Below are 23,107 nucleotides of genomic sequence, written 5' to 3'. Positions count from 1 at the left end.
AATGCACAGTAGAGTCCCACTCTACTGTGCATTTCATACGCTATTATTCACCAACATATGGTAAAAGTGCCATTTGACGAGCACGTTTAATTGCAACTGTAAGTTTGCGTTGGTATTTTGCGCTTGTTCCTGTTACACGACGAGGTAAAATTTTACCACGCTCAGAAACGAAACGTTTTAATAAATCAACATCTTTATAGTCAATGCGAGTGATGCCGTTAGCTGTGAAGAAACACACCTTACGACGTTTCGCACGTCCACCTTTGCGTCCTGCCATGTCTATTTCCCTCCATTCTTTGTTAAAACTAACAAATTTACTGTATTAGAACGGTAAATCGTCGTCGGAAATGTCGATCGGTTGACCTACATTTGAAAATGGATCGTCATTCTTCGTAAATCCAGAGTTACCTTGGTTACCTGAATTACTAGATTGACCAAATGGGTTAGAGCCTTGGTTACCGAAACCAGCTCCTGATGGTTGCTGATTAAATGAACCACGTTGCTCCCCACCGCCATTACGCGGCTCTAAAAATTGCACGCTTTCCGCAAGAACTTCTGTTACGTATACACGTTTACCATCTTGTCCCTCGTAATTACGAGTTTGAAGACGTCCATCTACGCCTGCTAAGCTACCTTTTTTCAAATAATTTGCTACGTTTTCTGCTTGTTTACGCCATATTACACAATTAATAAAGTCAGCTTCACGCTCACCTTGTTGATTGGCAAATGCGCGATTCACAGCTAACGTAAAAGTAGCTACTGCAACACCATTGGGCGTGTAACGTAAGTCAGGGTCCTTAGTTAAACGACCAACGAGGATAACACGATTCATCAATCGAACCACTCTCCCTTATATATCAATTATTTTTCTTCTTCTTTAACAACGATATGACGAAGGATGTCTTCGTTGATCTTAGCTAAACGGTCGAATTCGTTAATCGCTTCTGCGTTAGATTTCACGTTTAAGATCATGTAGAAACCTTCACGTAAGTCGTTGATTTCGTAAGCTAAACGACGCTTACCCCACTCTTTCGTGTTAATGATTTCTGCACCATTGTTTGTTAAAACACCTGCAAAACGTTCAACTAAAGCTTTTTGAGCTTCTTCTTCAACGCCAGGACGAATGATGTACATAATTTCGTACTTTCTCATTACACTTTCACCTCCTTTTGGTCTAAACGGCCCGTAATGGGCAAGGAGCAATTAATTTATAGTAATTACTCACGAGTTTAGATTATATCATAGTAAGTTATATGAATCAACTCACCAATACATAAAAAACTTGGCAAACATATAATATATTTGCCAAGCTCATATCTTTATTTTTCCTAGGAAATATTAAATTAAACGTTAAAACGGAAGTGCATAACATCTCCGTCTTTTACGATATATTCTTTTCCTTCTAAACGTACTTTTCCAGCTTCTTTTGCAGCTGTCATAGAACCGTTTGTCATTAAGTCATCGTAAGAAACTGTTTCTGCACGAATAAATCCACGCTCAAAGTCTGTATGAATAACACCAGCACATTGTGGTGCCTTCATTCCTTGTTTAAATGTCCAAGCACGTACTTCTTGAACGCCAGCTGTAAAGTAAGTAGCAAGTCCTAATAGGTCATATGCTGCACGAATTAATTGATCTAAACCAGACTCTTCAATTCCTAATTCTTCAAGGAATACTTTTTTCTCTTCTTCGTCTAATTCAGCGATTTCTGATTCGATTTTTGCACATACAACGATTACTTGAGAATTTTCATTTGCTGCAAATTCTTTTACCATTTGTACGTATTTATTTTCCGAAGGATCGATAATATCGTCTTCACTTACATTCGCTACGTATAACATTTCTTTTGTTGTAAGTAAATGAAGGCCTTTAACAATCTTCATCTGCTCTTCTGTAAATTCAACAGTACGAGCTGGTTTTCCCTCTTCAAAAGCTTCTTTTAAACGAACTAAAATTTCATGCTCATATACCGCTTCTTTATCTTTTTGTCTTGCTAATTTCGCAACACGCTCGATACGCTTATCAACAGACTCTAAGTCCGCTAAAATTAGCTCTAAATTGATTGTTTCAATATCATCAATTGGATCTACTTTCCCTGAAACGTGCGTAATATTTTCGTCTTCAAAACAACGAACAACTTGGCAAATTGCATCTACTTGACGAATGTGAGATAAGAATTTATTTCCTAAACCTTCACCTTTACTAGCACCTTTTACGATACCTGCAATATCAGTAAACTCGAATACAGTCGGAACAGTCTTTTTCGGTTCTACTAATTCCGTTAATTTATTTAAACGCTCATCTGGTACTTCTACAATCCCTACGTTTGGATCAATTGTACAGAATGGATAGTTCGCAGATTCTGCTCCTGCTTGTGTAATTGCATTAAATAAAGTGGACTTCCCTACGTTAGGTAATCCAACAATCCCAGCCGTTAATCCCATATTTTTCACTCCTATGTCTCAATCTTTCATCATTATAGATAGTAACGAAAAAAATGACAAGTTTCCGCCAAACGAAAAAAAGTAACAGTTACCTACTGTAACTGTTACTCTCCCTCTATTCTTCGTGCTTCACAAGTATTTTTTTCACCTTACGATCAAACTCTCTTCGAGGAATCATTACTGAATGGTCACACCCCTCGCACTTAATGCGGATATCCATTCCCATACGAATAATTTTCCAACGATTCTCGCCACATGGATGGGCTTTCTTCATTTCCACAACATCATACAAGTTATATTCCTTTTGCTCCATTCTCCAAACTCCTCTCCATACTAAATTGCTTTTCCACTAACTAATTCTTCACGATTATATAAAACCATACGTGGATATGGAATTTCAATTCCATGTAAATCAAGACGATTTTTAATCTCTTTACGAAGTGCCCTTGCAATAACTGCATGTTGCATCGGTTCTACTTCAGCAATAACACGTAATATAACTTCTGATGCTGCTAATGTTTGCACACCTAATAATTGAGGCGTTGTTACCATTTTTTCGTACTTTGAAGGTAATTCTACTAATAAATCTTCAATAACTTGCTCTGCTTTCGCAATGTCAGCCTCATATGAAATAGATACATCAACAAACGCTACACTATTACTAACTGAGTAGTTAGTAACTTGAATAATACTTCCATTTGGTAAAGTATGAATTTCACCTGTCCAACTCTTTACTTTCGTTGTACGAAGTCCAATTTCTAAAACGACTCCTTCAAATTGACCGATTTTAACATAATCGCCAACTGAAAACTGATCTTCTAACAAAATAAATAAACCTGTAATAACGTCTTTCACTAAACTTTGAGCACCAAATCCGACTGCTAAACCAATTACCCCAGCACCCGCTAATAAACCTGATGCATTAATATCAAACACACCTAAAATCGCAATTAGCATAATGAACATAACAACGTACGCTACAATATTTTCAAGTAATTTCGCTACTGTAACTGTACGACGTTCTGAAATTTGAATTGGAGAACGACTCCCCATCCGGAACGCATTTCGTACAACCGCCCTTGCAATTCGCACAACAACTGCACCAATTGTTAAAATAATACATATTTTTAATGTCGCAACTCCAATATGAGCCCAACGATCAGCATCTAATAAATACTGTTTCATAGAATTAAACCACTTCGCTAATAAATCCATGTACCTCTACCTCTCTAGCTAAAATTTCTTTTTAGTTACCCTTATTATTGTATCAGAAGTCCCCTAATTGCTGAAAAAATTTTATGATTTTAATCCTATTTTATCCCCGACATCCAGGTATAAAATGGAACGAATATATATATACTAGTACTATTATTTCCGTTTTCATTCACATTTTGCAAAAATTATGCACTTATAACTTTCCATTTTCCTCACCATATAACATATATTGAAAATTTATTAAAAGGATGGGTGCTTCATGAATATTGGAAGTTTTCGCTTACCATTTTTTGAGAAAGAAACTCAAAACGTTATGCACCAAGATCTAGAAGCCTCTGAGATAATCAGTAATTTCTTACTTACCCATATTCCTATTAAAACTAATATACCACTCATTCTCGTTTGTATCGGCACAGATCGCTCTACAGGTGACGCACTCGGCCCATTAGTTGGTACAAAACTTGAACAAATAGACATCCAAAACCTCCAAGTATTCGGTACACTAGATGAGCCAGTACATGCGCTAAATTTAGAAGAGAAAATTCAGAATATACAGAAAGAATATCCTGCTGCATTTATAATTGCTGTTGATGCATGTTTAGGAAAGTCCCAAAATATCGGATCAATCACTACTGGAAAGGGACCTAGTAAACCTGGAGCTGCTATGAATAAGAAATTACCTGCAGTTGGTGATTTGCACATACACGGTATCGTCAATCTAAATGGGTTTATGGAGTTTTTCGTTCTTCAAAATACAAGATTAAGTTTAGTCATGAAAATGGCTGATGTAATCGCAAAAAGTATAAAAGAGACGGATCAAAAATTATCCGCATTAAAAAAAGCAAACCATCTATAAATAATAAGATGGTTTGCTTTTTAATTTTTCTGTGCTAATAGTTCTAAAATACGATTTAAATCTTCTTTATTAAAAAATTCAATTTCGATTTTACCTTTTTCTTTTTTCGTCTCTTTAATTTTCACATCTGTGCCAAACTTTTCTCTTAAGAACGTTTCACGTTCTACGAAAAATATATTTCGCTCTTTTTTCACTTTTTTTGTTTCACGTGAAACGTGTTGATTAATCTCTTGGACGATTTTCTCTAATTGACGAACATTTAATCCTTCTTTTTCAATGCGTTTCAATAAGGACTTCAATTGTTCTTCATCTTTTATCGTAAGTAAAGTTCTCCCATGAGCCATTGAAAGTTGACCATTTGCAATCATATCTTGTACGAAAGAAGGTAGGCTTAATAACCGAGTATAATTTGCAATGTAAGGTCTGCTTTTACCAAGACGTTTCGCTAATTGTTCTTGCGTTACATTTAGCTCATTCATTAACATCTGGTATGCCATTGCCTCTTCCATAGGATTTAAATCTTCTCGTTGTAAGTTTTCTAACAAAGCAAATTCCATCATTTGCTGTTCAGTTAATTGTCTTACAACCGCAGGTACTTTTTCTAAACCAGCCTCTTTTGCAGCACGAAATCGTCTTTCACCTGCAACAATTTCATATCCTTTAATACTCTTCCTAGCAATTAATGGTTGTAGAATACCGTGTTCCTTAATCGAAATTGCTAATTCCTGAATCGCCTCTTTATTAAAGTGTTTACGCGGTTGATATGGATTCGGCCTTAATTCAGTTACAAGAATCTCCTGAATTGTTTCCTCTTCTTTCACATCTAAATCAGGAAAAAACACATTAATTCCTCTTCCTAATCCTTTAGCCACCTGCAATCACTTCCTCTGCTAAATCTATATACACTTCTGCTCCTCTTGATTTAGCGTCATACTGCATAATAGGTTTCCCATGACTTGGAGCCTCGCTCAAGCGTACATTACGCGGAATAATCGAGCGATATACTTTATCCCTAAAATACTTTTTCACTTCATCTATAACTTGAATCCCTAAATTTGTACGGGCATCCAACATTGTTAACAATACACCTTGAATTGCTAAATTTTTATTTAAATGTTTTTGTACAAGTCGAACTGTATTTAATAGCTGACTTAACCCTTCTAGTGCGTAATATTCACACTGTACAGGAATAATAACAGAATCTGCTGCTGTTAATGCATTAATCGTTAATAACCCTAAAGATGGGGGACAGTCGATAATAATATAGTCATATTCATCACGAACTGGCTGTAATGCTCTTTGCAAACGTACTTCCCGGGAAATAGTCGGTACCAATTCAATTTCAGCACCAGCCAATTGAATTGTAGCGGGTAGAACATCTAAGTTTTCAGTTGCGGTTTTCTGTATAACCCCTTGAACATCTGCATCTTCCACAAGAACGTTGTAAATACATTGATCTAATTCAGATTTTTCAATTCCCACACCAGTCGTTGCATTTCCTTGAGCATCAATATCTACAAGAAGGACTTTTTTACCTACTTGCGCCAATCCAGCCCCTAAATTAACAGATGTTGTTGTTTTTCCAACACCGCCTTTTTGATTAGCAATAGCAATGATTTTTCCCATGATGTCACCTACTTTCAACCTTTCTATCTTATTCTAGTAACAATTACGTTTATTGTAACATGAAATAAAACTTTTTCTTTTACGTCCTTTATTAAACTTCAAAATTTATTTCTAAACTCCTTCTTCATTTAACAAGAAAATATAGTAAAAGAGACCTCTCCAATAGGATAAGGTCTCTAGCACGTCATTATTATTTTTTCTTTGGAATTTTAATTGTAATTTGATAGTACTCATCAAATTCTTCTTCCTCAGAATTAACATTCAAACCACTTTCAGTAACCATTTGTAAAGATTGTCTAATTGTATTCATAGCAATCCTCGTATCTCGACTTACTGCTTTTTGCTTTGCCTTACGCTTCGGTTTCGCTTCCTCTAGTAACTTCGCAATTCGTTCTTCTGTTTGCTTTACATTTAGTTGTTTCTCAACAATTTCCTGTAAAACCTTCAGTTGTAATTCCTCATTTTTTAAAGGAATGAGAGCGCGGGCATGACGTTCTGTAATGCTTTTTTCTAATAATGCACTTTTTATTTCTTCAGGCAACTTTAACAAGCGCAACTTATTTGCGATTGTAGATTGTCCTTTTCCAAGTCGTTGTGCCAATGCTTCTTGTGTTAAATTATGTAACTCAATCAGCTTTTGATATGCCACAGCTTCCTCGATTGCCGTTAGTTCCTCACGTTGCAAGTTTTCAATTAAAGCTACAGAAGCTGTCTCTGTATCATTTAAATTCTTTATAATTGCAGGAACCTTTTCCCAACCTAACTTTGTTGCCGCGCGAAAACGTCTTTCTCCAGCAATAATCTCGTACTTATCATCCTCATATTGCCTTACAACAATCGGTTGAATAAGTCCATGTGTACGAATTGTTAATGCTAGCTCATCAATACGCGCATCATCAAAAACTGTTCTTGGTTGATAACGATTAGGGGTAATATTTACTATCGGAATTTCTTGTATTTCTTCATATACCTTTTTATCTATCTCTTCATGGCTTTCGTCTTGTAATTCGAATTCGCTCTCTTTATCTCCAAAGCCAAATAAACGAGAAAACGTATTTTTCATACATATTCCACCACCTTTTAGGCCTATTGACTATTCTCCATAAAATGTTTCCTATGAAACATTTACGTTTTCATTTATATAATTTAATCTTACGTCTAATAAGATTTATTTTTCAATAGGTAATTTATTGGGTGTTCCCGGTTTGCGTGGATATTTCTTTGGTGTCTTGCGCTTTTTCTCGATTAATAAAATATTACGTTCACTCTCTTCAAACGGCAATTGGAACGTAGACATCTCTTTTAACTCTCCGCCTAGCACCTCTAAAGCATACTTGCCATTTTCAATTTCTTCGTTTGCTGCTGCACCTTTCATTGCAATGAATGTTCCTCCAACTTTTACAAGCGGTAAACATAGCTCACTTAATACAGAAAGACGCGCAACTGCACGTGCCATTACAATATCGTATGATTCACGTACACCTTCTTTTTTCCCAAATGTTTCAGCACGATCGTGACAAAATGCAACATCACTTAATTCTAACTTTTGGGCTAAGTGATTTAAGAAATTAATACGTTTTTGCAACGAATCTACAATTGTTACTTTTAAATGCGGGAAACAAATTTTTAAAGGAATACTTGGGAATCCAGCCCCTGCACCAACATCGCAAATTGAGAATGGTTTTGAAAAATCATAATAAAAAGCAGCTGTAATGGAATCAAAAAAGTGTTTTAAATATACTTCTTCTTTTTCTGTAATAGCCGTTAAGTTCATTTTTTCATTCCACTCTACTAATGTTTCAAAGTAGATTTTGAACTGCTCTAACTGTCTAGAAGAGAGGGTGATTCCCTTCTCTTCTAGCATAGATTGAAATTGTTCTATGTTCATCTAGCAATATCTCCTTACTATTTATTGGTTCGATACGCGTGCAATTTTTCCTTGTTCTATATACACAAGTAAAATGGAAATATCCGCTGGATTTACGCCAGAAATACGTGAAGCCTGTCCCATTGAAAGTGGACGAACATCTTTCAATTTCTGTCTAGCTTCTGAAGCAAGGCTAGAAATCGCATCATAATCAATATCTACAGGGATTTTTTTACTCTCCATTTTCTTCATACGCTCTACTTGCTGTAAAGATTTTTCAATATACCCTTCATACTTAATCTGAATTTCAACTTGTTCTTTAACTTCATCACTTAATTCTACTTCACTTGGTACTAAAAGATGAATATGCTCATATGTCATCTCTGGACGACGTAATAAGTCACTTGCACGTATTCCATCTTTCAATTCACTTCCGCCAATATTGCGAATTAATTCTTGAACTTCAGGACGTGGTTTAATAATAATGCTGCTTAAACGTTCCTTTTCCTGTTCAATTTGTAATTTTTTATTTGTAAATCGCTCATAGCGCTCTTCTTTAATTAATCCAATTTCACGACCAACTTCAGTTAAACGAAGATCAGCATTATCGTGGCGTAATAATAGACGGTATTCTGCACGAGACGTTAATAAACGATATGGTTCATTTGTACCTTTCGTTACAAGATCATCAATTAAGACGCCAATATAAGCATCCTCGCGACCTAAAACAACTTCTTTTTTACCTAAAGAACGGCATGCTGCATTAATTCCAGCCATAAGCCCTTGTCCTGCCGCCTCTTCGTAACCAGAAGTTCCATTAATTTGTCCTGCTGTATATAAATTTTTAATCTTTTTCGTTTCAAGTGTTGGCCATAGTTGTGTTGGCACAATTGCATCATATTCAATTGCATAACCTGTACGCATCATTTCAACATTTTCTAGGCCTGGAATTGTTCTAAGCATGTCACGTTGTACATCTTCTGGTAAGCTTGTGGATAAACCTTGTACATATACTTCTTGTGTATTACGCCCTTCTGGCTCTAAGAAAATTTGATGGCGTGGTTTATCATTAAATCTTACTACTTTGTCTTCAATAGAAGGACAGTATCTAGGGCCTGTTCCTTTAATCATACCAGAATACATAGCTGAACGATGTAAATTTTCATCTATTAAACGGTGTGTTTCTGTACTTGTATATGTCAACCAACATGGAATTTGATCCATAATAAATTTCGTTGTTTCAAAAGAGAACGCACGTGGCTTATCATCACCTGGTTGAATTTCTGTTTTACTGTAGTCAATTGTATTACTGTTTACACGCGGAGGTGTCCCTGTTTTAAATCTAACAAGATCAAATCCAAGTTCCTCTAAATGCTCAGATAATGTAATAGACGGTTGCTGATTATTTGGACCGCTTGAATATTTTAAGTCGCCCATGATAATCTCGCCGCGTAAAAATGTTCCAGTTGTAATTACAACGGTTTTTGCTGTATATTCTGCACCAGCTTGTGTAACTACCCCTTTACATACACCTTCTTCAACGATTAAACGCTCTACCATTCCTTGGAACAACGTTAAGTTTGGTGTTTCTTCAATTGTTTTCTTTAATTCATGTTGGTAAGCGAATTTATCAGCTTGCGCTCGAAGTGCACGTACGGCTGGTCCCTTACCTGTATTTAGCATACGCATTTGAATATGAGTTTTATCAATATTACGTCCCATTTCTCCGCCTAATGCATCAATTTCACGAACAACAATCCCTTTTGCTGGTCCACCAACAGAAGGGTTACATGGCATGAATGCTACCATATCCAAGTTAATTGTTAACATTAATGTTTTTGAGCCCATTCGTGCTGCCGCAAGACCAGCTTCACATCCTGCATGACCTGCACCGATTACTATGACATCGTATGAACCGGCATTGTATCCCATTGTTTATTCCTCCTAATAATCTCTATCTTTCTACAACTTCACTATATTATTTTCCTAAACAAAATTGAGAGAACAACTGGTCAATTAAGCTTTCATGCACTGTGTCCCCAGTAATTTCACCAAGTATTTCCCACGTTCTTGTTAAATCAATTTGTACCATATCAATTGGTACACCATTTTCAATCGCCTCAACTGCATCACCGATTGTTTTTCCTGCTTGTGTTAATAATCCAATATGTCTCGCATTAGAAACATATGTCATATCTGCAGAATCGATTGTTCCTTCAAAGAATAAATCAGCTATTGCCTTTTCGAGTTCATCTATTCCTTGTTCCTCAATTAAGGATGTTGTAATAACACGATTTCCCGCGGCTAACTCTGTAACACGTTCCATATCAATCGCTTGCGGTAAATCAGTCTTATTCACAATAACAATAAAGTCTTTTCCTTGTACCGCACGGAATAGATCTTCATCCTCATTTGTTAAAGCCTCGCTATAGTTGACAACAACTAATACTAAATCCGCTTGGCTCATCATTTCTTTTGAACGTTCCACACCAATTCGTTCAACAACATCTTCTGTCTCCCGAATACCGGCTGTATCTATAAGTTTAAGAGGTACACCACGCACGTTAACGTACTCTTCAATAACATCACGAGTTGTTCCTGCAATATCAGTTACAATTGCCTTTTTCTCCTGAACAAGACTATTTAATAACGATGATTTCCCAACGTTAGGTCTACCGATAATTGCTGTAGCAATACCTTCACGTAAAATTTTCCCCTGTTTTGATGTTTCTAATATTTTTTCGATTTCCGAACGAACATGCGTCGCTTTCTCAATTAAAATATTATGTGTCATCTCTTCTACATCATCGTATTCTGGATAATCTATATTTACCTCAACATGAGCTAATGTTTCTAATATTTCTTGACGCAAAAGACCAATTAATTTAGATAATCGCCCTTCCATTTGATTAATTGCTACATTCATCGCACGATCTGTTTTTGCTCGAATCAAATCCATAACAGCTTCTGCTTGTGATAAGTCGATACGTCCATTTAAAAAAGCACGTTTTGTAAATTCGCCCGGTTCTGCCAATCGTACTCCTTGTGCTAGAATAAGTTGCAATACTTTATTTACTGAAACAAGTCCACCGTGACAGTTAATTTCCACTATATTTTCACGTGTAAAAGTCCTTGGTGCGCGCATAATAGACACCATAACTTCTTCAATAACTTGATTTGTATCTAAATCAACAATATGACCATAATGAATAGTGTGAGAAGGAACCTCTGTTAAATCCTTCCCCTTAAAAATACGATCAACTTTCTCAACCGCATCATCACCACTTACTCGAACAATGGCAATTGCACCCTCTCCAAGCGCTGTGGAAATCGCAGCAATTGTATCAAATTCCATGTCCTTTCACCTCACTTGCTTATTTATCTCTATTTCAACATGATTATTTCTTTCACTAAATTATTAGGATACCATAACGAACCTATCTACAAAAGAAGAATAACTCATTTTATTATATCCCCATGTAAAAAACACTAAACTTATTCACAGTGGATAAGTTTAGTGTTTTTTAGTTATCCACATCTATTTTCCGCTCAAAAAAACCGGCACTCATTTGAGCAACCGGTCATTTAGGAGATATTACAACATGCCGATGTGGTTCATTTCCTTCAGAAGTTGTATTGATACCTTGATGATTTGATAATGCCTGATGAATAATTTTTCGTTCAAAAGATGGCATCGGTTCTAAAATAACTCTTTTTTTCGTATTAAATACTTGTTTCGCTAATCGATAAGAAAGTGATTCTAACGTACTTTTTCTTTTACTACGATAATTTTCAGCATCTAGTGTAATACCGATATACTGCTTCGTGTTACGATTCGCGACAAGTTTTGTTAAATACTGTAAAGAGTTCAATGTATTACCTCTTTTCCCAATTAAAACACCTACATTATCACCAGAAATTGTAAATTCGATTTCGCGTCCTTTTACAATTTTACTAATCTCGACTTCCACACCCATATCGTGAATAACATTTCTTAAATATTCTTCACATTCTTGAATTGGATCTTTCTTCAATACAACTTCTACTACTGCAGGGCGATTCCCAAATAAACCTAAGAATCCCCTTTTACCCTCATCGACAATATTTATATCTACTCGATCTTTTGATGTATTTAATTGCCTTAAAGCATCCTCTACTGCCAGCTCGACTGTTTGTCCTTTAGCAGTAATTACACTCACTTGCTTGAGCCTCCAGCCTTACCAGCCTTAATCTCTGGCCCTTTAATAAAGTACATTTGAGCAATACCAAAGATATTACCAACAACCCAGTAAAGTGATAATGCAGCTGGGAAGTTAATTGCAAAGATTAAAATCATAATCGGCATAAGCCAAAGCATCATTGCCATTTGTGGATTTTGACCAGCTGTTCCTGCCATTGCAAGCTTTTGCTGAATAAATGTCGTAATTGCTGCAACGACTGGTAAGATATAGAACGGGTCTGCATGTCCTAAATCGAACCATAAGAAACTATGTTGTTTAATTTCAGCTGTTCTCATAATCGCATGATAAAACGCGAATAAAATAGGCATCTGAACAAATATCGGTAAACATCCTGCCAATGGATTTACACCATTCTTTTGATATAACTGCATCATTTCTTGTTGTAGTTTTTGCTGTGTTGCTTGATCTTTAGAACTATATTTCTCTTTTAACTTCACCATTTCTGGTTGTAACGCTTGCATTGCCTTTGTACTCTTTGTTTGTTTAATCATTAATGGTAATAATGCAAAACGAATGATAAGAGTTGTAATAACAATTGCTAAACCGTAATTACTGTTAAATAAGTCGGCAAAATACGTGATTAACTGAGAAAGCGGATATACGAAATATTCATTCCAAATCCCAGTACTTTTCGATGTAATCGGCTGACCCGTTTCACTACAACCGGTGGCAATCGCCATTAATGCAACGACCATGGCTAGTAAACCTAATTTCTTTTTCAAAGCCTACTCCTCCTTGTATCGGTATGTATATAGTGTAATTCATTTCCTTACGCTACTTTTTTATTCTTTTCATACCAGAGCGTTTAAAGACATGAATTAAGCTTTTCTTTACTTCTTCATATGTCATCTCTGCACAAGGCTTCCTTGCTATTATAACAAAATCTTTTCCAGAAGCTATCTCATCTTTTAACTCTGTAATAGCCTGACGGACCATGCGCTTAATTCGATTACGAACTACTGCATTTCCTATTTTCTTGCTAACAGAAAGGCCGATGCGAAAGTTTGGCTGTTCTTCTTTATCTAATTGGTATACAACAAACTGACGATTTGCATTTGATTTTCCTTTTTGAAAAACCGCCTGGAATTCATCATTCTTCTTTATACGATGTTTTTTCTTCATATCAATTGACACTCCTGTATTTCATCAGCGGAAATTCACTATTATTAGAAAAAAAGACCACTGAACGATCAGTGGTCTACGCAGATAATACTTTTCTTCCTTTACGACGACGAGCTGCTAGCACTTTACGTCCGTTCGCTGTGCTCATACGGCTGCGGAAACCATGTACTTTGCTGCGCTTACGTTTATTTGGTTGGTAAGTTCTTTTCATTATATGACACCTCCCTGAGGAATATCTGTTAAAGACAGTCCTATAAATTATAGTTAATTAACTAGGAAAATGTCAATGGTTCTAGAAATTTTCATCAAATATTCATTTTGAACCTATTCACATACTTTTTCACAGCACCTATATTTCCTTGTGGATAAATATTTTTTCGCGCTTTTTATATCCACAAACTTTTTTCGCACTTTTACACAGTATATCGTGTTGTGGACAAGTTTATTCCACAAGGTATTGATTTTGTGGATAACTTTCTTAAATTCATTGCTATAGCCACTTTTTTTTGATATTATAGTTGTGTTTTCACTTTGAATAAGTTTTCCACATCTTTATCTTATCCACAATTTGTGTATAACATGTGGACAGTTTTAATCACATGTGGGTAAATAGTTGTCCACATTTGCTTTTTTTGTCGAAAACCCTATCTCATATACAAACGACGTTTTTAGGTTTTAAAATACGTTTCGTATAAATATACATTTTATATTTATTAGGTTGTACATTTGTTGCACAACCTTATTCTTTTACCAACTTAGTAAAGGAGGGACACCTTTGGAAAATATCTCTGATTTATGGAATAGTGCCTTAAAAGAATTAGAAAAAAAGGTAAGCAAGCCTAGTTATGAGACATGGTTAAAATCCACAACGGCTCATAACTTGAAGAAAGACGTATTAACGATTACAGCTCCGAATGAATTTGCTCGTGACTGGCTAGAATCTCATTACTCCGAACTAATTTCAGAAACACTATACGATTTAACAGGGGCAAAATTAGCAATTCGCTTTATTATTCCCCAAAGTCAAGCTGAAGAGGACATTGATCTGCCTCCAGTTAAGCCGAATCCAGCACAAGATGATTCAGCTCATTTACCACAGAGCATGTTAAATCCAAAATATACATTCGATACATTTGTTATTGGCTCTGGTAACCGTTTTGCCCATGCAGCTTCATTAGCTGTAGCTGAGGCGCCAGCTAAAGCGTATAATCCACTCTTTATTTACGGGGGAGTTGGACTTGGAAAGACACATTTAATGCACGCAATTGGTCATTATGTAATTGAACATAATCCAAATGCAAAAGTTGTATATTTATCATCAGAAAAATTTACAAATGAATTTATTAACTCTATTCGTGATAATAAAGCTGTTGATTTTCGTAATAAATATCGTAACGTAGATGTTTTATTGATAGATGATATTCAATTTCTTGCTGGAAAAGAACAGACTCAAGAAGAGTTTTTCCATACATTTAACGCATTACACGAAGAAAGTAAACAAATTGTAATTTCTAGTGACCGACCACCAAAAGAAATTCCAACTTTAGAAGATCGTCTTCGTTCCCGCTTTGAATGGGGACTTATTACAGACATTACGCCGCCAGATTTAGAGACACGAATTGCGATTTTACGCAAAAAAGCAAAAGCTGAAGGGCTTGATATACCAAATGAAGTTATGCTTTATATCGCAAATCAAATTGATTCAAATATTCGTGAATTAGAAGGTGCACTTATCCGAGTTGTAGCTTATTCATCTTTAATTAATAAAGATATTAATGCTGATTTAGCAGCTGAAGCACTTAAAGATATTATTCCAAATTCTAAGCCGAAAATTATCTCTATTTATGATATTCAAAAAGCTGTCGGGGACGTTTATCAAGTGAAATTAGAAGATTTTAAAGCGAAAAAACGTACAAAATCAGTTGCGTTTCCTCGCCAAATTGCAATGTATTTATCGCGCGAGCTTACAGATTCCTCTTTACCAAAAATAGGTGAAGAATTTGGTGGACGTGATCATACAACAGTTATCCATGCCCATGAAAAAATCTCTAAACTACTAAAAACCGATACGCAATTACAAAAGCAAGTTGAAGAAATTAATGGTATTTTAAAGTAGTAGCTGAATAGTGTGAATAACTTACCTTGTTTTACGCACAGTCTATCCACATGTAGATAGACTGTTTTTACATCCTTTAGCGGGGTTATCCACATATCCACAAGCCCTATTACTATTACTACTATTTTTTATCTTTATTAATTAAATAAAATCTTATACTTACCGGAGGTTTTTCTTTATGCGTTTTACAATACAAAAAGACTATCTTGTAAGAGGTGTACAAGATGTAATGAAGGCAGTTTCTTCTCGTACAACAATCCCTATCCTTACAGGAATTAAAGTTGTAGCTACTGAAGAAGGGGTTACATTAACAGGAAGCGATGCTGATATTTCTATTGAATCGTTTATTCCAGTCGAAGAAAATGGAAAAGAAATCGTAGAAATAGCTCAATCAGGAAGCATTGTTTTACAGGCAAAATATTTTAGTGAGATTGTAAAAAAACTACCTAAAGACACTGTCGAAATTTCTGTGGAAAATCATTTTATGACAAAAATAAAATCTGGAAAATCAGAATTTAACTTAAATGGTTTAGATTCTGCAGAATATCCGTTATTACCACAGATTGAAGAACATCATGTATTTAAGATACCAACGGATTTACTTAAGCATATGATCAGACAAACTGTATTTGCAGTTTCTACTTCTGAAACAAGACCGATCTTGACAGGTGTAAACTGGAAGGTATATAACAGCGAGTTAACTTGTATTGCAACAGATAGTCATAGACTAGCACTTCGAAAAGCGAAAATCGAAGGACATAATATTGCAGATGAATTTCAAGCTAATGTTGTTATCCCAGGTAAGAGCTTAAATGAATTAAGTAAGATTCTAGATGAGTCTGAAGAAATGGTGGATATCGTTATTACGGAGTATCAAGTATTATTCCGTACAAAACATTTATTATTCTTCTCAAGATTGTTAGAAGGAAATTATCCTGATACGACACGTTTAATTCCAGCAGAGAGTAAAACGGATATTTTTGTGAATACAAAAGAATTCCTACAAGCAATTGATCGTGCTTCACTATTAGCGAGAGATGGCCGCAATAACGTTGTTAAATTATCAACTTTAGAGCAAGAAATGCTAGAGATTTCTTCGAATTCACCAGAAATCGGAAAAGTTGTCGAAGAAGTACAATGCGAAAAAGTAGATGGAGAAGAGTTAAAAATATCTTTTAGTGCAAAATATATGATGGATGCATTGAAAGCTTTGGATAGTACAGAGATTAAAGTTAGCTTTACTGGGGCGATGAGACCGTTCTTAATTCGTACAGTAAATGATGATTCAATTATTCAATTAATTTTACCGGTTCGTACTTACTAGGTAAGGAATAAGGGTTGCTAGTTTAAAGATGCTAGTGGCCCTTATTTGATTTTTGGGTATTACTTTCCTAATGCTAGTTTATTTAGTACAATGAAAGAATGAACACTTTCAGAAAGTGAGCGATTTTATGAAACGTATTAAAATTTCAACAGAGTATATTACACTAGGACAATTTTTAAAGTTAGCTGATGTAATTGATACAGGTGGCGCTGTAAAATGGTTTTTACAAGAATATGAAGTGTACGTGAACAACGAACTTGAAAATAGAAGAGGTCGCAAACTATATGCGAATGATGTTATTGAAATTCCAGGAAGCGGAACTTTCCAAGTTCAGGCATAAAGGGGGAGCCCTTTGTTTATTTCAGAAATACAATTAAAAAACTATCGCAATTATGAAAAATTAGAGCTTTCCTTTGAAGATAAGGTAAATGTAATTATCGGCGAAAATGCGCAAGGGAAAACAAATTTGATGGAAGCTATTTATGTTTTAGCGATGGCGAAATCTCATAGAACCTCTAATGATCGCGAACTTATCCGCTGGGATGAAGATTTTGGTCAAATAAAAGGGAAATTACAAAAAAGAAACAGTTCTTTGTCTTTGGAATTAAATATTTCGAAAAAAGGTAAAAAGGCAAAATTAAATCAACTTGAACAACAAAAGTTAAGTCAATATATTGGCGTGATGAACGTTGTCATGTTTGCCCCAGAAGATTTAAATCTTGTAAAAGGAAGCCCTCAAGTAAGAAGACGCTTTTTAGATATGGAATTAGGACAAATAGCTCCTGTATATTTGTATGAATTAAGTCAATATCAAAAGGTGCTCACGCAACGAAATCACTTGTTGAAAAAAATGCAAGGGAATAGTAAGAATGAGGAAACGATGTTGGATGTATTTACACTTCAACTAATTGAGCATGGTGCGAAAATACTGCAAAAACGTTTTGGATTTTTGCATTTGCTACAGGAATGGGCAGCTCCAATTCATCGAGGTATAAGCCGTGGATTAGAAGAGTTAGAAATTGTCTATAAACCAAGTGTAGATGTATCAGAATCAATGGATTTGTCGAAAATAAAAGAAGTATACTATGAAAGTTTTCAATCTGTGAAACAACGTGAAATTTTCCGTGGTACGACTTTAATTGGTCCTCATCGTGACGATTTACAATTCTTCGTTAATAGTAAAAATGTTCAAGTCTTTGGTTCGCAAGGACAACAACGAACGACCGCACTATCCCTAAAATTAGCTGAAATTGAATTGATTTATTCAGAGGTTAAAGAATATCCAATCCTTTTGTTGGATGATGTTTTATCAGAATTAGATGATTATCGTCAATCACATCTTTTAAATACAATTCAAGGAAAAGTGCAAACATTTGTTACAACGACGAGTGTCGACGGAATTGAACACGAAACATTAAAAGAAGCGAAAACAATTCATGTAACGAACGGCACTGTAGATTGTGAAATAGATAGGGAATAACCCCTGTTTAAATGGAAAAGTAGGTGATCTTTGTGTCAATGGAACAAAAGCAAATGCAAGAAAATGCATATGATGAAAGTCAGATACAGGTGCTTGAAGGACTAGAGGCAGTTCGGAAACGCCCTGGTATGTATATTGGATCTACAAGTGGAAAAGGGCTTCACCATCTTGTTTGGGAAATCGTAGATAATAGTATTGATGAAGCACTTGCAGGTTATTGTGATGAAATTAATGTTAGTATCGAAGAAGATAATAGTATTCGTGTAACGGATAATGGGCGTGGTATTCCGGTTGGTATACAAGAAAAAATGGGACGTCCAGCTGTAGAAGTTATTATGACTGTTCTCCACGCCGGTGGTAAATTTGGCGGTGGCGGTTATAAAGTTTCTGGTGGTTTACATGGTGTTGGGGCATCGGTTGTAAATGCTCTATCAACAGAATTAGAAGTATTTGTACATCGTGAAGGTAAAATCCATTACCAAAAATACGAAAGAGGTATTCCGGTTGCGGATTTAAAAGTCATTGGTGACACCGATCAAACAGGAACAATAACTCGATTTAAACCAGATCCGGAAATTTTCCAAGAAACAACAGTATACGATTTTGATACGCTAGCAACTCGTATGCGTGAATTAGCGTTTTTAAATCGTAATATTAAATTAACAATTGAAGATAAACGTGAACATAAGCAAAAGAAAGAATTCCATTACGAAGGTGGAATTAAATCATACGTTGAGCATTTAAATCGCTCAAAACAACCGATTCATGAAGAGCCTGTGTACGTAGAAGGTTCAAAAGATGGTATTCAGGTTGAGGTTTCTCTTCAATATAACGAAGGATACACAAATAATATTTACTCATTTACGAATAACATCCATACGTATGAAGGTGGTACACATGAGGTAGGTTTTAAAACAGCTTTAACTCGTGTAATCAACGACTATGGTCGTAAAAATAGCATTTTAAAAGATGCGGACAGTAATTTAACTGGTGAGGATGTTCGTGAAGGTTTAACAGCAATTGTATCAATCAAGCATCCAAATCCACAATTTGAAGGACAAACGAAGACAAAACTTGGGAATAGTGAAGCGAGAACAATTACAGAGTCTGTATTCTCAGAGGCATTTGAAAAGTTCTTACTAGAAAATCCTAATGTAGCGCGAAAAATTGTAGAAAAAGGTACGATGGCTGCACGTGCACGTGTAGCTGCGAAAAAAGCGCGTGAATTGACACGTCGAAAGAGTGCGTTAGAAGTTTCAAGTTTACCTGGTAAATTAGCTGATTGCTCTTCGAAAGATCCAGCAATTAGTGAAATTTACATCGTAGAGGGTGATTCTGCGGGTGGATCTGCAAAACAAGGACGCGATCGTCATTTCCAAGCAATTTTACCGCTGAAGGGTAAAATTATTAATGTGGAAAAGGCGCGCTTAGATAAGATTTTATCAAATGATGAAGTTCGTACAATTATTACGGCAATCGGTACAAATATTGGTGGAGACTTCGATATTGAAAAAGCACGCTATCATAAAGTTATTATTATGACCGATGCCGATGTTGATGGTGCACATATTCGTACCCTATTATTAACGTTCTTCTATCGTTATATGCGTCAAATAATTGAGTGTGGTTATATCTATATTGCACAGCCGCCATTGTTTAAAATACAACAAGGTAAAAAAATTCAATATGCTTACAACGATAAGGAACTTGAAAAAATCTTAGCTGAGCTACCAGCCCAGCCGAAACCAGGAATTCAACGTTATAAAGGTCTTGGGGAGATGAATCCAACTCAGCTATGGGAGACGACAATGGATCCAGAAGTACGTTCGTTACTTCAAGTTTCTCTTCAAGATGCAATAGAAGCAGACGAAACGTTTGAAATTTTAATGGGTGATAAAGTAGAACCGCGTCGTAACTTTATCCAAGAGAATGCAAAATACGTGAAGAACCTTGATATTTAAATGAGTAATGACAGGAATCTAAGTATTCCTGTCTTCTACATATAAATCAATGTATGTGTAACGGAAATGTAAGAGGAGGTGCTCGTTGATGTCAGACAATCAACAACAAGCACGAATTCGAGAAATTAATATTAGTCATGAAATGCGTACCTCATTTTTAGATTACGCAATGAGTGTTATCGTATCTCGTGCATTACCAGATGTTCGTGATGGATTAAAACCTGTGCATCGTAGGGTTTTATATGCGATGAATGATTTAGGAATTACAGCTGATAAAGCGTATAAGAAATCAGCACGTATTGTCGGTGAAGTAATCGGTAAGTATCACCCTCATGGTGATTCAGCCGTTTATGAAACAATGGTACGTATGGCGCAAGATTTTAGTCAACGTTATATGCTTGTAGATGGGCATGGTAACTTCGGTTCTGTAGATGGAGATTCAGCAGCAGCAATGCGTTATACAGAGGCAAGAATGTCTAAGATTTCTATGGAATTAATACGTGATATTTCAAAAAATACAATTGATTATCAAGATAACTATGATGGTTCCGAAAGAGAACCGATAGTACTACCAGCGCGTTTCCCTAATTTATTAGTAAACGGTACAACAGGTATTGCTGTTGGTATGGCAACAAATATACCGCCGCATCAGCTTGGCGAAGTAATTGATGGTGTGCTGGCATTAAGTCATAATCCTGATATTACTATCGCAGAATTGATGGAATATATTCCTGGTCCAGACTTTCCGACGGCAGGTTTAATTTTAGGAAGAAGTGGAATTCGAAGAGCTTATGAAACAGGTCGCGGTTCCATTATGCTTCGTGCTAAGGTTGAAATTGAAGAGAAGTCAAACGGTAAACAATCTATTATCGTAACTGAACTACCTTATCAAGTTAATAAGGCGCGATTAATTGAAAAAATCGCAGAATTAGTTCGCGATAAGAAAATTGAAGGTATTACAGATTTACGTGATGAATCAGATCGTAATGGTATGCGTATTGTCATGGAAGTACGTCGTGATGCTAATGCAAACGTACTATTAAACAATCTATATAAACATACAGCGCTTCAAACAAGTTTCGGTATTAATATGTTGTCTCTTGTAAATGGGGAGCCACAAGTACTAAATTTAAAACAAAATCTATATCATTATTTAGAGCATCAGAAGGTAGTAATTCGTAGACGTACTGCTTATGAATTAGAAAAAGCAGAAGCACGTGCTCATATTTTAGAAGGATTACGAATTGCTTTAGATCATCTTGATGAAGTTATTACGTTAATTCGTAGTTCAAAAACGGCAGATATTGCAAAGCAAGGCTTAATGGAACGTTTTGGTTTAAGTGAGAAACAAGCGCAAGCGATTTTAGATATGCGTCTGCAACGCTTAACTGGATTAGAACGTGAAAAAATTGAGCAAGAATATCAAGACTTAATGAAGTTAATTGCTGAATTAAAAGCGATTTTAGCAGATGAAGAAAAAGTTCTTGAGATTATTCGTGAAGAATTAACAGAAGTAAAAGAGCGTTTCAATGATAAGAGACGAACAGAAATTACAATTGGCGGTATGGAATTTATTGAAGATGAAGATTTAATTCCTGAACAAAACATTGCGATTACGTTAACTCATAACGGTTATATTAAGAGGTTACCAGCTTCTACGTACAAAACACAGAACCGTGGGGGACGTGGTGTGCAAGGAATGGGTACGAATGATGATGACTTTGTTGAACATTTATTAACAACGTCTACTCATGATCATATTTTATTCTTTACAAACAAGGGTAAAGTATACCGTACGAAAGGATATGAAATTCCAGAGTATAGTCGTACTGCAAAAGGACTACCAATTATTAACCTATTAGGGGTAGATAAGGGTGAGTGGATTAACGCTATTATTCCGATTCGTGAATTTGGTGACGATCAGTTCTTATTCTTTACGACAAAACAAGGGGTTTCTAAGAGAACGCCACTTTCATCATTTGCAAATATACGTACAAATGGTTTAATTGCAATTTCTCTTCGTGAAGAGGATGAAGTAATATCTGTACGTTTAACATCGGGTGATAAGGATATTATTGTCGGGACAAGTAACGGTATGCTAATTCGTTTCAATGAACAAGATGTTCGTTCTATGGGACGTAATGCTGCAGGTGTTAAAGCTATTACGTTGGGCGATGAAGACCAAGTTGTAGGTATGGAAATTGTCGAAGAGGATGTAAATGTTCTAATTGTAACGAAAAATGGTTACGGAAAGCGTACACCGATTGATGAATACCGTCTGCAAAGTCGCGGTGGTAAAGGTCTGAAAACTTGTAACATTACAGATAAGAACGGTAAATTAGTAGCTGTTAAGTCTGTTACAGGTGAAGAAGATATTATGTTAATTACAGCGGCAGGCGTTATTATTCGTATGCCAGTTGATCAAATCTCTCAAATGGGACGTAATACACAAGGTGTTCGTCTAATTCGATTAGAGGAAGACCAAGAGGTAGCGACGGTAGCAAAAGCACAAAAAGATGAAGAGGAAGAAACGAGTGAAGAGGTTTCTTCAGAAGAATAAGAGAGGGGATTTTCCCTCTCTTTATTTTTTTATAATAATACTTGCATAGGGAAGAGAAAGCCTATATAATAGGCAGAGTCAGCAAATGAGAGATACAACTTATCAAAAAAACTTGTTGACCAAAATAATATAGTATGATATATTATAAAAGTCGCTGAAACGCGATGTTGAACTTTGAAAACTAAACGAAACAAACAACGTGAAACGTCAATTTTTATTTTAGATGCTAGACAAACTAACTTTATTGGAGAGTTTGATCCTGGCTCAGGATGAACGCTGGCGGCGTGCCTAATAC

At 35.7% G+C, this 23,107-nt stretch carries 24 protein-coding genes; 7 read left to right on the top strand and 17 right to left on the bottom strand.

The annotated features are described in order from the left end of the window. Positions 1-43 precede the first annotated feature (43 nt). From rpsR to MR112_RS09280, 6 genes are all read right to left on the bottom strand, one after another. On the bottom strand, positions 44-277 hold the full coding sequence (rpsR, locus tag MR112_RS09305) for a 30S ribosomal protein S18 (RefSeq protein ID WP_000918873.1): 234 nt from the start codon (positions 275-277) through the stop codon (positions 44-46). Between the two features lie 45 nt (positions 278-322). Then, positions 323-835, bottom strand: coding sequence for a single-stranded DNA-binding protein (ssb, locus tag MR112_RS09300; RefSeq protein WP_000981966.1), 513 nt, complete (start codon positions 833-835; stop codon positions 323-325). A gap of 26 nt (positions 836-861) precedes the next feature. Continuing rightward, the gene (gene rpsF, locus MR112_RS09295) at positions 862-1,152 is read right to left on the bottom strand and encodes a 30S ribosomal protein S6 (RefSeq protein WP_001233778.1); all 291 of its coding nucleotides are present in this window, start codon (positions 1,150-1,152) and stop codon (positions 862-864) included. A 191-nt stretch (positions 1,153-1,343) separates the two neighbouring features. Next, positions 1,344-2,444, bottom strand: coding sequence for a redox-regulated ATPase YchF (gene ychF / locus MR112_RS09290; protein WP_000524657.1), 1,101 nt, complete (start codon positions 2,442-2,444; stop codon positions 1,344-1,346). Positions 2,445-2,559: 115 nt separating this feature from the next. After that, positions 2,560-2,757: a DUF951 domain-containing protein gene (locus MR112_RS09285; protein WP_000435485.1), complete on the bottom strand. Its 198-nt coding sequence runs from the start codon at positions 2,755-2,757 to the stop codon at positions 2,560-2,562. 20 nt (positions 2,758-2,777) lie between these two features. Next, positions 2,778-3,659: a mechanosensitive ion channel family protein gene (locus tag MR112_RS09280; protein WP_000364814.1), complete on the bottom strand. Its 882-nt coding sequence runs from the start codon at positions 3,657-3,659 to the stop codon at positions 2,778-2,780. Between the two features lie 259 nt (positions 3,660-3,918). Here MR112_RS09280 and yyaC point away from each other — a divergent pair, with 259 nt between their 5' ends. Next, positions 3,919-4,515 (top strand): spore protease YyaC, encoded by a 597-nt coding sequence (gene yyaC, locus MR112_RS09275; RefSeq protein WP_048656326.1) that lies wholly within the window; start codon positions 3,919-3,921, stop codon positions 4,513-4,515. A 20-nt stretch (positions 4,516-4,535) separates the two neighbouring features. On the opposite strand, the gene spo0J is transcribed toward yyaC, so the two are convergent. The 10 genes from spo0J to rpmH all read right to left on the bottom strand — a co-directional run bounded on the left by spo0J (position 4,536) and on the right by rpmH (position 13,582). After that, entirely contained in the window at positions 4,536-5,387 is an 852-nt protein-coding gene (spo0J, locus tag MR112_RS09270; RefSeq protein ID WP_001051832.1) for a stage 0 sporulation protein Spo0J, read from the bottom strand. Next, positions 5,380-6,141: a sporulation initiation inhibitor protein Soj gene (soj, locus tag MR112_RS09265; protein WP_000516114.1), complete on the bottom strand. Its 762-nt coding sequence runs from the start codon at positions 6,139-6,141 to the stop codon at positions 5,380-5,382. Before soj ends, spo0J begins: the two co-directional genes overlap by 8 nt. 190 nt (positions 6,142-6,331) lie before the next feature. After that, positions 6,332-7,204, bottom strand: a complete 873-nt coding sequence (gene noc, locus MR112_RS09260; RefSeq protein WP_000799016.1) for a nucleoid occlusion protein — start codon at positions 7,202-7,204, stop codon at positions 6,332-6,334. A 105-nt stretch (positions 7,205-7,309) separates the two neighbouring features. Beyond that, positions 7,310-8,029 carry a 16S rRNA (guanine(527)-N(7))-methyltransferase RsmG gene (gene rsmG, locus MR112_RS09255; RefSeq protein WP_001019628.1) on the bottom strand — a complete coding sequence of 240 codons (720 nt, stop codon included), beginning with the start codon at positions 8,027-8,029 and terminating at the stop codon, positions 7,310-7,312. A 21-nt stretch (positions 8,030-8,050) separates the two neighbouring features. Then, entirely contained in the window at positions 8,051-9,940 is a 1,890-nt protein-coding gene (mnmG, locus tag MR112_RS09250) for a tRNA uridine-5-carboxymethylaminomethyl(34) synthesis enzyme MnmG (protein ID WP_000541031.1), read from the bottom strand. Between the two features lie 46 nt (positions 9,941-9,986). Next, positions 9,987-11,363 carry a tRNA uridine-5-carboxymethylaminomethyl(34) synthesis GTPase MnmE gene (gene mnmE, locus MR112_RS09245; RefSeq protein ID WP_000393757.1) on the bottom strand — a complete coding sequence of 459 codons (1,377 nt, stop codon included), beginning with the start codon at positions 11,361-11,363 and terminating at the stop codon, positions 9,987-9,989. 226 nt (positions 11,364-11,589) lie between these two features. Beyond that, a complete protein-coding gene (gene jag / locus MR112_RS09240) occupies positions 11,590-12,207 on the bottom strand; it encodes an RNA-binding cell elongation regulator Jag/EloR (RefSeq protein ID WP_000111516.1) in 618 nt (205 codons plus the stop codon). Further along, on the bottom strand, positions 12,204-12,971 hold the full coding sequence (spoIIIJ, locus tag MR112_RS09235) for a YidC family membrane integrase SpoIIIJ (RefSeq protein WP_242244899.1): 768 nt from the start codon (positions 12,969-12,971) through the stop codon (positions 12,204-12,206). Before spoIIIJ ends, jag begins: the two co-directional genes overlap by 4 nt. Before the next feature lie 52 nt (positions 12,972-13,023). After that, positions 13,024-13,371 (bottom strand): ribonuclease P protein component, encoded by a 348-nt coding sequence (gene rnpA, locus MR112_RS09230; RefSeq protein ID WP_000726619.1) that lies wholly within the window; start codon positions 13,369-13,371, stop codon positions 13,024-13,026. A 76-nt stretch (positions 13,372-13,447) separates the two neighbouring features. Then, positions 13,448-13,582, bottom strand: a complete 135-nt coding sequence (gene rpmH, locus MR112_RS09225; protein ID WP_000831901.1) for a 50S ribosomal protein L34 — start codon at positions 13,580-13,582, stop codon at positions 13,448-13,450. A gap of 564 nt (positions 13,583-14,146) precedes the next feature. Here rpmH and dnaA point away from each other — a divergent pair. The 6 genes from dnaA to gyrA all read left to right on the top strand — a co-directional run bounded on the left by dnaA (position 14,147) and on the right by gyrA (position 22,812). Further along, positions 14,147-15,487 carry a chromosomal replication initiator protein DnaA gene (gene dnaA, locus MR112_RS09220; RefSeq protein ID WP_000428017.1) on the top strand — a complete coding sequence of 447 codons (1,341 nt, stop codon included), beginning with the start codon at positions 14,147-14,149 and terminating at the stop codon, positions 15,485-15,487. Positions 15,488-15,665: 178 nt separating this feature from the next. After that, positions 15,666-16,811: a DNA polymerase III subunit beta gene (gene dnaN, locus MR112_RS09215; protein WP_001212886.1), complete on the top strand. Its 1,146-nt coding sequence runs from the start codon at positions 15,666-15,668 to the stop codon at positions 16,809-16,811. 127 nt (positions 16,812-16,938) lie between these two features. After that, positions 16,939-17,151, top strand: coding sequence for a S4 domain-containing protein YaaA (yaaA, locus tag MR112_RS09210; protein WP_000821364.1), 213 nt, complete (start codon positions 16,939-16,941; stop codon positions 17,149-17,151). 12 nt (positions 17,152-17,163) lie between these two features. Further along, positions 17,164-18,291: a DNA replication/repair protein RecF gene (gene recF / locus MR112_RS09205; protein WP_242244898.1), complete on the top strand. Its 1,128-nt coding sequence runs from the start codon at positions 17,164-17,166 to the stop codon at positions 18,289-18,291. 38 nt (positions 18,292-18,329) lie between these two features. Continuing rightward, the gene (gyrB, locus tag MR112_RS09200) at positions 18,330-20,252 is read left to right on the top strand and encodes a DNA topoisomerase (ATP-hydrolyzing) subunit B (protein ID WP_000435982.1); all 1,923 of its coding nucleotides are present in this window, start codon (positions 18,330-18,332) and stop codon (positions 20,250-20,252) included. Between the two features lie 88 nt (positions 20,253-20,340). After that, entirely contained in the window at positions 20,341-22,812 is a 2,472-nt protein-coding gene (gyrA, locus tag MR112_RS09195; RefSeq protein WP_001282864.1) for a DNA gyrase subunit A, read from the top strand. Positions 22,813-22,841: 29 nt separating this feature from the next. On the opposite strand, the gene MR112_RS09190 is transcribed toward gyrA, so the two are convergent. Beyond that, positions 22,842-23,107: hypothetical protein (locus tag MR112_RS09190; RefSeq protein WP_230090770.1), on the bottom strand; the 266-nt coding region annotated here is incomplete at its 5' end.

Origin of the sequence: Bacillus cereus group sp. BfR-BA-01330 (assembly GCF_022663885.1) — a bacterium.
Lineage (GTDB): Bacteria > Bacillota > Bacilli > Bacillales > Bacillaceae_G > Bacillus_A > Bacillus_A cereus.
Note: the sequence above shows the minus strand (reverse complement) of the source record. Positions and strands in the feature narration are given on the sequence as shown.